The organism is Methanotorris formicicus Mc-S-70 (assembly GCF_000243455.1).
GTDB lineage: Archaea > AGJL01 > Methanococci > Methanococcales > Methanococcaceae > Methanotorris > Methanotorris formicicus.
Window position 1 is genome coordinate 1 of sequence record NZ_AGJL01000007.1, and the last position, 11,546, is coordinate 11,546.

7 protein-coding genes are annotated in these 11,546 nt (G+C 33.1%); 4 read left to right on the top strand and 3 right to left on the bottom strand.

The genetic code is table 11. The features are described from left to right. Positions 1-373 precede the first annotated feature (373 nt). The 4 genes from frhA (at position 374) to frhB (ending at position 3,849) form a co-directional block, all read left to right on the top strand. Positions 374-1,603: a coenzyme F420 hydrogenase subunit alpha gene (gene frhA / locus METFODRAFT_RS01900; RefSeq protein WP_141564040.1), complete on the top strand. Its 1,230-nt coding sequence runs from the start codon at positions 374-376 to the stop codon at positions 1,601-1,603. Between the two features lie 137 nt (positions 1,604-1,740). After that, entirely contained in the window at positions 1,741-2,310 is a 570-nt protein-coding gene (gene frhD / locus METFODRAFT_RS01905; RefSeq protein ID WP_007043841.1) for a coenzyme F420-reducing hydrogenase, FrhD protein, read from the top strand. Next, the gene (gene frhG / locus METFODRAFT_RS01910) at positions 2,304-2,987 is read left to right on the top strand and encodes a coenzyme F420 hydrogenase subunit gamma (RefSeq protein ID WP_007043842.1); all 684 of its coding nucleotides are present in this window, start codon (positions 2,304-2,306) and stop codon (positions 2,985-2,987) included. The genes frhD and frhG overlap by 7 nt, the downstream gene beginning before the upstream one ends. Before the next feature lie 13 nt (positions 2,988-3,000). Next, complete coding sequence (frhB, locus tag METFODRAFT_RS01915; RefSeq protein ID WP_007043843.1) at positions 3,001-3,849, top strand: coenzyme F420 hydrogenase subunit beta; 849 nt, start codon at positions 3,001-3,003, stop codon at positions 3,847-3,849. A gap of 92 nt (positions 3,850-3,941) precedes the next feature. On the opposite strand, the gene ribB is transcribed toward frhB, so the two are convergent. The 3 genes from ribB to METFODRAFT_RS11855 form a co-directional block, all read right to left on the bottom strand. After that, positions 3,942-4,628: a 3,4-dihydroxy-2-butanone-4-phosphate synthase gene (ribB, locus tag METFODRAFT_RS01920; RefSeq protein WP_007043844.1), complete on the bottom strand. Its 687-nt coding sequence runs from the start codon at positions 4,626-4,628 to the stop codon at positions 3,942-3,944. 9 nt (positions 4,629-4,637) lie between these two features. After that, on the bottom strand, positions 4,638-5,027 hold the full coding sequence (gene ribK / locus METFODRAFT_RS01925) for a CTP-dependent riboflavin kinase (RefSeq protein WP_007043845.1): 390 nt from the start codon (positions 5,025-5,027) through the stop codon (positions 4,638-4,640). A 233-nt stretch (positions 5,028-5,260) separates the two neighbouring features. Further along, on the bottom strand, positions 5,261-11,053 hold the full coding sequence (locus METFODRAFT_RS11855) for an RtcB family protein (protein ID WP_007043846.1): 5,793 nt from the start codon (positions 11,051-11,053) through the stop codon (positions 5,261-5,263). Positions 11,054-11,546: the final 493 nt, after the last annotated feature.

Genomic DNA, 11,546 nt, shown 5'->3' on the forward strand with positions numbered 1-11,546 from the left:
AAGATTCATCTCGAAATTATCCGTCTTAGACATAAACGAGATTGTAAATCGATGTATATGTGAATTCTACAAGCTAAGTTCGAATTTAAGTTATTCAGATAAATTTATAAACAATATTCTCAAAAATACAGGTTTAAAATCGTTTTCCAAAATGTTTTGAAATTCAACTATAAATTGAAGTTAAGTCTATTTAAAACTGTCGAAGTGTGTTAATACATTATGGAAATTATTATTACCATAATAGCATAAAATTTTAATTTTTGACATATTTAAGAAATTAAATGCCTATATTTACATTTTTAAAGAGATATTTCTTTATATAATGGCCTTTAAAAAAGTTAATAGATTATTTTTATTTTTGGAGGTGGACAGTGTGTCAAATACTATAGAAATTGCCCCTACAACAAGACATGAAGGACATGCCAAGTTGGTTTTAGAAGTAGATGATGAAGGAGTTGTAACAAAAGCATACTATCCAAATACCACCCCTGTTAGGGGATTCGAGACGATGTTAAAAGGAAGACCTGCGGATTTTGCACCACTCGCTGTTATGAGAATTTGTGGGATATGTCAAACAACGCATGGAATTGCTTCATGTGAAGCAATCGAGGATGCTATTGGATGTGAAATTCCCGAAGATGGTAAATTATTGAGAGAATTGGTTGGGTTAGGAAATAGAATGCATTCCCACCCATTGCACCACTTACTTATAGCAGATGATTTTGTAAAACCAGAAGAGCAGGATTTAAGGATAGAGGCAATAAAACTCATCCAAAAAATGAGAAAAGTTGGACAGTTAATTGTGGACATTGTTGGAGGGGAAGGAATCCATCCGCCAAACATTGTTATTGGTGGAATGAGAACAAACATCACAGAAAGAGCAAAATCAAAGATATACTATGCATGCAGGGAATATGAGAAAGACGCCTACAAAATGTACGAACTCTTAGAGATGCTCATTGAAAGGTACTTGGAAGAAGTAGGAATTTCTGATTTAGGGGCGCATGATTACCCATACATTGCAACACACACAACATTTGGGGACAGATACGCTATAAATTGGGATGATGTAACTGAAATCCCAGCACAGAGATACTATGAAAACCCAGAAATTGCCCAAACTGCAACAAACCAAATTCCTCTCTACTGCGGAGTTCCAGTAGAAGGAGGTCCAAGGGCAAGGATGGTTAAATTTGGAAACTTTAAGGCCGGAGGAAGTGCATTGGATATAAACCTTGCAAGGGCACAAGAAAACTTCGGAGCAGTTTATAGAGTATTTGAAATCCTTGATGAACTAAATCTCAATGGAAAAACAAGAGTAGAACTAGAATACAAGGATGGATTTGGAATTGGTGTTCACGAGGCACCAAGAGCAACAAATGTTCACATGGCAGAAGTTGGAAAGGATGGAAGAATAAAATCCTATAAGATTATTGCAGCATCAACATGGAACATGCCAATAGTTGAAAAGGCTATCGAAGGCTACCCACACCAATATGCGGAAGTTATCATGAGAGCGTATGACATATGAGCATCATGTGCAACACACGTTATAGTTAAAGATGACGAAACAAAAGAGGTCATCGAAGTAAGAAAAATCTAAATCATCACACCCCAAAGGATGAACTCGAGGGGGAACCCGAAAGGGACCCTGAGAGGGACAACCCGCGCATGGGTTGTATGGGGTGTTATTGATTAAAATTGATAATTCAATATTGCTTCTTATCCTTCTATGGTGAAATGATGAAAACACTCTTAGAAGAAAATATTGATGAAGATTTGCTTGACTTTACACCATCTTACCTAAAAAAAGAAATTATGGTTTTGGCATGTGGAAACATACTATTTGCGGATGATGGATTTAGTGTTCATGTAATTGAAAAACTAAATAACATCCTCACAGAAGAAGAAAAAAAGAACATTGCTTTAGTAGATGCAGGTGCTGGGGCTCCACAGCAAGTTCTAACACTCATAGATGAAAATTCAAAAACCAAAAAAATTATCGTTGTGGATGTTATTGATTTCGGATTAAAACCAGGAGAAATTAAGATATTGAAAAAAGATGACTTACCAAACCTAAAACATAACAGGATTGATATCCACGACTTCCCTTTATCAACAATACTAAGGCAAGTTAGTGAGTCCTTTAGGATAGAGGTTATGGTTGTTGGTTGTCAGGCAAAATACATATCTGAGCCAGATGTAGTTATTGGTTTAAGTAAAGAGGTTGAAGATGCTGTTGATAAGGCAGTTGAGATTATTCTAAAGGAATTAAAAAACCAACAATTAACGGGGGAGAAATTATGGTAAAAGTAGCCCACGTTCAATTGAGTAGTTGCTGTGGGTGTTTAGTTTCCTTAGCAGATACGTATGAGAAACTTTTGGACGTATTGAATAGCATTGAGTTAGTATATTGCCAAACTTTAGCAGATGCAAGAGATATTCCAGATAATGTAGATATTATATTGGTTGAAGGTAGTGTTTGTTTAGATGACCATCATGCATTGGAGTTGGCAGAGGAGGTTAGAAAAAAGGCAAAGATTTTAGTTGCCTTAGGAGCATGTGCTGCAACTGGTGGAGTTACAAGATTCTGCAGAGGAAACCAAATGTCAAAACCAGTTCATAGTTCATTCTCTCCACTAACAGAAGTTGTAAAATGTGATTTGGCAATTCCAGGATGTCCTCCTTCTCCAGAGGTAATTGTCAACGTAATAACAGCAGCATTAAATGGAGATATGGATTATTTGCAACCATTTGCAGAACTTGCTGAAAATGGAGAGGCATGTGGATGTGATTTGTTGTATAAAGTTGTTAATAAATCCCTCTGTATGGGCTGTGGGACTTGTGCGGCAGCGTGTCCTACAAGGGCAATAGAGATGCTCGATGGAAGACCAAATGTGTTGAAAGAACTCTGCATTAAGTGTGGGGCTTGTTCAGTCCAATGCCCAAGAATTAGATTCCCAAATTTAATTGAGGATATTGAATAGAGAGGTGGTATTTGTGGATGCCTTTGGAAAGTATAAAACTGTTGTCTCTGCAAGGGCGACTGATAAGAGAATATTAAAAAAGTCCCAAGATGGTGGGATTGTTTCAGCAGCATTTATTTATGGCTTAGAAAATAATTTGTTGGATGGAGTTGTTGTTGCAGATAAAGAAGATGGATTCAAAGCAATTCCAAAAGTTGCTACCACTCCAGAAGAGATTTTAGAAGCAGGGGGAACCAAATATACAGTTTGCCCAAACATTAGTGTTTTAAAAAGTGCAGTTAGAGAATATGCGTTAGAAAAAGTTGGTGTAGTTGGAACCCCATGCCAAATAAGAGCAGTTAGGAAGTTAATGAAGTATCCTGTAGGATTTAGACATACAGATAGCAAAATCGCTTTATTAATTGGCATCTTCTGTATGGAGAACTTCCCATACAATGGATTAAAGTTAATTGTTGAAGAACACTGCAATGTAAAGATAGAAGATGTTGTTAAGATGGATATCGGAAAGGGTAAGTTTTGGGTCTACACTAAGTGGGGAGAAACTAAGGCAATCAAATTGAAAGAAACTCATCCTTATGAACAAATAGCATGCCACGTTTGCACCGACTATACAGCAGAGTTAGCAGATATATCAACTGGTTCAGTTGGAAGCCCAGATGGATGGAGCACTGTCTTTATAAGGACTGCAAGAGGAGAAGAGTTCTTCAACAAAATGGTTGAAGATGGTTATTTAGAAGTTAAACCAATAGAAGAAGTTAAACCAGGTTTAGGATTAGTTGAGAAGTTGGCTTTAACTAAGAAAGAGAAAAATGCAAAAGAAATTGAACATAGAAAAGAAATTGGTTTGCCTGTACCTTATTAAGAGGCACTGCCGAGTGTAGCGAGGCAGTGCATCCTTTTTGATGAATTTTTTTTAAAAGTTTCAAATTGGATTACCAGTTCCTTATTAAATATTTATTCTTTTTTCTCAATATAATCTAAATAATAGTTAATCAACTCCTCCCCACTTAAATAAACTAAATTATGTTTTTCAGCATACTTTTTTGTCTCATTTTTACTCATTGCATTTCCATCATCACCCATCATTTCACAGATTGTTGTTATTGGAGTTAAGTTTGCCATCTCTGCCAACGCCACAGTCATTTCTGTATGACCTTTTCTTTTTTTCACAAGACCCTCTGCAGCCCTCAGCAAAGTAACATGTCCAGGACTTCTAAATTCCTTACCAAAGTCCTCAAATCTCTTTTCCTTACAAAGTTTTGCAAGGGATTTAATTGTTAATGCCCTATCATTATCTGTTATCCCAGTGAAGGTTTTTCTGTGGTTTACTGTTATGGAAAATGATGATTTCTCATCATAAGGAATGTCGTTTGGATAGAGTTCTTTTAAAACTTTAAATTTTTGGGATGCAAAATCCAAAATATCCACCATAAATGGAATTCCCAATTTCTCACAAAACTCTGGATGAATTGCAGTGCAGATTAATCCTCCTCCATCTTTTCTCATTATCCTTATATGGTTTGGAGTTATCTTTTCAGAAGCAACTACCATATCAGTTTCTCCCTCTCTATCATCTGCATCATATACTAAAACAATTTCTCCATTTTTGAGTGCCTGCATTGCTTTTTCTACAATATCCATATTCTCGCCTTATTTAATCTTTATTTTAATCAAATCTCCATCATTTAATGATAATAAATCTCTCAACTTAACTGGAGAGATTATCTCTACTATATTGTTTGAGTGATATGTTTTTTTCGGAACTATTATCGCACCTTCAACCTCAAAGTCATGCTTAAATGTTGATATTTTTACTGGAATTATTTTAACACCAAAGTATTTTTTGTCATTATAGATAAAGTCATCTGTTTCAATTGGGTTTAATTTGTTAATATCCAATATTTCATCTAATTTAACATTTAATGTTCCAGGATAAGGGGTAAATTCCAAAATCTTCTTAAATCTTCTTTTGTATGGTGGAAGAGATACATAGTATTTCCCTTCTCCTCTCCCAGAGATCACCCTTCCAATAATCTCCATCAATATCACCAATTAATATCCTTTAAATTAAAGTTACCAAAAACAAAAAATTAAATAGTTCTGAATATGGAAATTAAATCAGATAGATAAGATTATGATTGTTTGCGTTAAATATTGGAAAAATGAAATAGGTTTAAGAAAATACACCTCTATTTTAAAATTTAAGACAAATACAATATTTAAGAATTTCGAAGCATATAAATAAATTTAGTAAAATTCGCAAACAACTATAATTATCCCTTAACAACACCCATGGGCTTCATCCTACTAACTTTCAATGAAATTCCTGATTTATGGCAAACATCTGCAACTAAATCAATGCTTTTATATGCTTCTGGGCATTCCTCTGCAATAACTGCCCTGGAATCTGCCATAACAATGATTCCCTCTTTTTCAAGTTTTTCCTTAATCTCTTTACCCTTCCACAACTTTAAAGCCTTTGCCCTACTCAATGTTCTCCCTGCTCCGTGTGCCGTTGAACCAAATGTCTCTTCCATGGCCTTTTCAGTCCCATGCATTAGATATGATGCAGTCCCCATGTCCCCCGGAATGATGACTGGTTGTCCAACTCTTCTGTATTCTTTTGGAATTAATTCACTTCCAGGACCAAATGCCCTCGTTGCTCCCTTCCTATGAACAACAACCTTCTTTTTCTTCCCATCTATTACATGCTCTTCCATCTTTGCTATGTTGTGGGCAACATCATATATAATATTCATCTCCAAATCCTCTGCAGATGTTTTAAATACCTTTTCAAAACTCTCTCTTACCCAATGGGTAATCATCTGCCTATTTGTCCATGCATAGTTTGCTCCACAAGACATTGCTTTATAATATTCAATACCTTCCTCCGATTCTATTGGAGCACATGCCAACTGCCTATCTGGAAGTTTTATGCCGTATTTCTTCGCTGCTTTTTCCATAACTCTTATGTAATCAGCACAGATTTGATGTCCCAAACCCCTTGAACCAGTATTGCTAACTACAAAGTTATCTGCTATAAAGTTGTGGTTTTTGTCATCTATTGTTAAATCATAAACAATCTCAACATCTTCTTTTAACTTTTCAACTGAAACAACCGCATCCCATATTGTTAAGTCCCCTTCAGAATATCTTGATATGTATGAATCATAAGTTTCAGTTTTTATTTTTCTGTATTTATGGGCAGTTGTTAGTAATTTTTCTACATCTTTACCTGTTTTTATTGACTCCAATTCTACAATTTTTTTCTTGTATAAATAATACTGAAGTGATTTTATTAGCATTGATTGTCTTTTTTTATTGTATTCATATCCAATTTTACTTGCAAATTTGATGATATTCTCCAAATTACTACTCAATGTTAAAATTATTTTATAACTTGTCTTTCCATCTTTCCTTTTAACATAAGGTTTTACAATGATTTTTCCTTTAACTCCAAACTCTTCCAATATCTCTTTGATTTCTTCCATAAATGAAATGCCATTATTTAGTAAATCTTCAACTTTATTCAATGGTATCTTTAGATTTTCTAATCTATATGCCTCGTTCTTTCTTTGTTTTATAATATTCATTTCTGCTCCAAAATATCCTGCTAAGAACAACCTTTTTATCCATTTTGGCGATTCTTTTATCCATTTTGGAACATTAAATGGAACATCAGTTTTTTTACCGTAAGGAACTCCTAATGATTTTAACAGTATAGCAAATGATGGAGTTGAAACAACCAGTTGATAACCTTCTCCTTCAAATTCATGCCTTTTTATTTCCTTGTTGGACATTATATGGTTTATTTCTGACTTATGTCTCATTACTTTAACTATTGTTGAAGAAAACCCTAACTCATCTAAATCAGATTTTATTCTTTTTAATACTTCCAAATCATCAATAAATTTAACTGTTGGTCTTTTTCCTCCAACCCATGCATCACCAAAAGCATATCCAACTAATCTTGCAATAATTCCAATATCTTTGTGGTTTAACTTTAATGGCAACAATCCCTTTTTCTTTAGATTTTTAACTATTCTTTCAGTTCCTCCTGCATTAATTATATCCTCCTCACTAACAATTACTTTATCCTCTGGATCTTCATACTCAACTCCTTCAAAAGGATAAATCAAAACTAAATCATCAGGTTTTAAATCCTTTGCCTGTTTCCATCCTGATGGCGTCCATATTGGGTGGTCTTCTGTGCAAACTATTTCCTTTCCTGTGAAGGTTTTTATTTTATAGATGTTTTTATTGTTTTTAAATTTCCAAAACTTTTTAATTTTTGCAGGGATTGGAGTTTTATTCTCTTTATCATAAGTTATAACTTTAATTTTATCATAACAGTTTTCTAAATCTTTAATTTTTATGCAATATCCGTATTCTGTTAAGATTTTTGAACTTTCAGGCAAACAATGAACCATAACAACAACTTGATTTTCCTCAACTCCAAATATCTCTCCCGTTTCTTCATCAAATACCTTATCCACATACTGAATCTCCAAGAAATGGTTTCCACTACCTAATGAGCCAAGTTGTGGCAAACCTCTTTTCTTCGCACTATCTGAAACAAGGGAAGCATCAGCATCTTTCATATACCCATGTTCTTCAATGAATTTTATATCCTCCTCCCAACCATATCCTTCATTTATTGCCCATTTTGCCCCTTCTTCTAAAACATCATCAATCTCGTTCTTGGTAATTCTTATCTTTCCTTTACTACCCAATCCAGATGGGACATTTTTAAATATCTCGCTTACAAGTTCTTTTATTTTTGGCTTAACTTCTTCTTTTGTTAAATTTGTTCTTATTAATCTAACTCCACAGTTGTGAACAACTATGCTATTTGCTATAAAGTTGTGTTCTTTACTTACAATTCCAACATCACATAATTTTGAATCATAAGGAATTTCTTTAATTTCCTTTATCTTATCTATTACAAACCCTCCTCTAACTCCATATTTTTTAATGAATTCTTCAAACTTTGGGAATTTTGTTGAAACTCTTACATCATCTCCATCTAACTTTCCATATATTGTTCTTTCAATTAACCTCCTGTTTATAAACTCATTTCTAAATTCATCCATTTTTAAAATTTCTGAAATAGATAATCCCTTTTCATATAGTTCTTTTGCCTTTTCAATACATTTCTTTCTTATCTCTTTTATAGCATCTTTTCTCTTTAAGTATTCATAAGCCAACAATCCAATAACTTTTTTCTCCTTTGAATATTCATAGTTTATTTTTCCTAAGAAGTTCTTTATGCTCTCCTCTCTAACAATTGCCAATCTGTATGAAACTTTTCCTTCTAAAGATTTTATCTCATAAATCATACTTTCAATTTCAAACTCTTTCAATAATAGTTTAATTTCGTTTAAAAATTCTAAGATATTTTCTTTTAACTCTACACTCTTTGACATTGTTAAGTTTATTGGCAACGGTGTGTAGTTTTTAAACACCACCCTACTTCTATCTGCCCCAAACAATCCTGCTAAGAAATTCCTCTTTACCCATTTTGGTGCTTTCTTTATCCACTCTGGAATTTTGTATATTTGCTCTGTCTTTTTACCAATTGGCATTCCTAATTTGTGCATAAACAATGCAAATGCCTTTGAAGTTATTTTTATAGGGTTGTCTTCACATAAACTTGTATATTCATCTCCATAAGCGTTTCTTATCTCAACTTCCCTCTTTCTTGAATATATCTTTGAAGCTTTTATTCCCAACTTTTCTAAATCCTCTTTAATTTTAGTTAATACCTCTTTCTTTCCATAGAATGCTACATACAACCTCTCTCTATCTCCATTCCCTTTAACTATACTTCCATCTCCATAAGCAAAACCTAACAACCTTGCAATAATTCCAATATTTTTGTTGTTCATTTTAAATGGCAATAAGCCCCTATCTTTTAAATATTTGATGATTTGTTTATCATACTCTGCAAAATCATCCTCATCCAATATAATCTCATCTGATGGTTCTTCATACTCAACTCCTTCATAAGGATATACAATTACATCATCCCCTTCTTTTAGCATACTCATTGGAACGTAGCCATTTAATGTCAAAACTGGATGGTCTTTACTACCTTCTAAAATTCTTCCAGATTCTGTTTTTATCCTTATTATTTTTTCTTTTGCATCCCTTTCAGAGACAAATAATATGTTTGAACTCTTTTCTCCTTCCTCTGTGTTATAAATCTTAACATACAAATCCAATTTTTCTTTTAGTTTTTCCAATTTTATGAAATATCCGTCTTCTGTTAATATATTTGCATCTGGAGTAAGGCAATTTATATCAAAACCAACTCCTCCAGGACTTATTACCCCTCCTTTTACATCAAAAGCAGCGACTCCCCCAATACAGTTTGAAACTAAAAAGTTATCTGCTATAAAGTTATGGTCTTTATGGTTTATGGTGAAGTCATAAACCTCATCTACATCAACTTCTTCTATACATTCAATCTCATCCCAAATTAGCCCATCTCCAACTTTTCTTTCTTTAATAAATTCTTCATAACTTGGGAAGTTTGAAGGAACTCTAATTTCATCAATCTCTTTTCCATTCTTTAACTTATTCCAAATATCTTTAACAAATCTCTCATCCCCTTTATTTACATTTAGCAATCTTATAATCTCTGATGGCTTTTTACCTTCTTCAAACAACTCTTTTATCTTTTCAGCAAGTATCTTTCTTCTATTTATCCCCCTCTCCCTATACTTTAAAAATGCCACTGCATAGCATCCGAGTTCTTGCCTCTCTTTGTTGTATTCATAACCAATCTTTGTCCATAAGTTTATTAAATTCTTAGATGTGCCAATTATTGTTAAAACATATCTAACTGTCTCAATTCCATCATTTCTTTTGTGGGTTGAATTTCTTTTTGTAATTGTTGCCTCTACACCAAATTCATTTAATAATTTAGCAATATTTTCCAAGAATTTTAACGCATCTTCTTTAATTTTTATATCTTTAGCCATCTCCAGTGTTGGGAATGTGAATAATGCCTTTCTATCCTTTCTTGGGTATGGTTTTCTTAACTCAGATCCAAAGAACGACGCTAAAAACAACCTCTTTTGCCATAATTTGCAGTTAAATATCCACTCTGGAAAGTTATATTTCTTCAATGTCTTGTTTCCAATTGGAACTCCTAATGCACATAACAAAACAACTAAACTTGATGCATTTACATAGAATCTATAACATCCCTTTTTATCATTATAGACTCTTGATGGAGTGTAGCCAATCTTTTTAATATCTTCCCTAATCTTTTCTAAATCATCCAGGTGTTTTGATGAGAAGTGTATGATTCCATCTTTTTTCTTCCCTATAAAGTTCATAGAGGCATCTCCAAAGACAAAGCCAATAATTTTTAACAAGTAAGGCAGTTTTTTATGATTGTAAGTCAATGGAATTAATCCCCTATCTTTTAGTTTTCTTAAGATAATTTCCATTCTCTTTTTGCTTAGATTTAGCCTTTCCATGCATTTGATTATATCCTTTTCGTTGATAATAACGTCATCTAATGGTTCCTCATACACAACCCCTTCAAATGGGTAGATTGCTACTCTATCTCCTACTCTTAACTTTTTAAGTTTAACCATACCATTTGGTGTATAGAATGGATGGTCTTCTGTTGCTATTGTCTCATATCCAAGTTTTGTTCTTACCTTATAGATTTTACAGTATGGCTTCAATTTAAAGAACTTTTTAACTTCACTTGGTTCTATTTTTTTGTCTTCTGTGTTAAATACCTCAACCCTCTCATCTTTTAAGTTTTCATAATCTTTTATTCTATAGTAGAATCCATTTTCAGTTAAAACCTTCGCATCTGGGTGAAGGCAGAAACCATATCCATAATGACAATCTGGCATAGCCAAAGAATACTTCTGAATTCCAGGGAGGCATGCAACGTTTGCTATTTGCTCAAGAACATCATCCTCCAAACCCTCAAGTAGAATCTCACTTAAAAATATTCTACCTGGCACTCTCATGCATTCTTTGTAATCCTTTGGCAATTCATATACCGCATCAGACACCTTTTTTAAATACTCCTTCATAATCTCACCATAAAACGAGTAATGATGATCAGTTCAATTAATATTCCAAAAATTATTGATAATTCTTTGCAAAATGGATTATATGGTAGTTGGGTTATATAAGTTTATTGTGACTTGGGATAATGTTTAATTTAACAATCTAAAGTCCATGAAATATCCAAAATTAGGGTTGATGAAATTAAAGTTCATTCAACTTTGAAATTTATTCCATGTTAAATATGAATCTTGCTGTATTTCCACATACATAGATATATAAAATTCCAAACAATATATAAATCATGCTATATTTTGGTGGTGAGATTATCATGAATAATGTTATTGACAAATAAACTTATGAAATGAACGAATTTCCCAAAGTTTGTAGAATTTCTGAGAGAAATTAGAACATTAGCAAAAAACTAAATATCAATATATTATTGTTGAATATATTTAACAAAATATTAAATACTTCGAATAGTTAATAAAACTACAGTAAAATTTAAATAGAATGGGT

Excerpts from the sequence above, each read along its gene's own strand:
- frhD (WP_007043841.1), top strand. The coding sequence starts at position 1,741 with ATGATGAAAACACTCTTAGAAGAAAATATTGATGAAGATTTGCTTGAC.
- frhG (WP_007043842.1), top strand. The coding sequence starts at position 2,304 with ATGGTAAAAGTAGCCCACGTTCAATTGAGTAGTTGCTGTGGGTGTTTA.
- ribB (WP_007043844.1), bottom strand. The coding sequence starts at position 4,628 with ATGGATATTGTAGAAAAAGCAATGCAGGCACTCAAAAATGGAGAAATT.
- ribK (WP_007043845.1), bottom strand. The coding sequence starts at position 5,027 with ATGGAGATTATTGGAAGGGTGATCTCTGGGAGAGGAGAAGGGAAATAC.
- METFODRAFT_RS11855 (WP_007043846.1), bottom strand. The coding sequence starts at position 11,053 with ATGAAGGAGTATTTAAAAAAGGTGTCTGATGCGGTATATGAATTGCCA.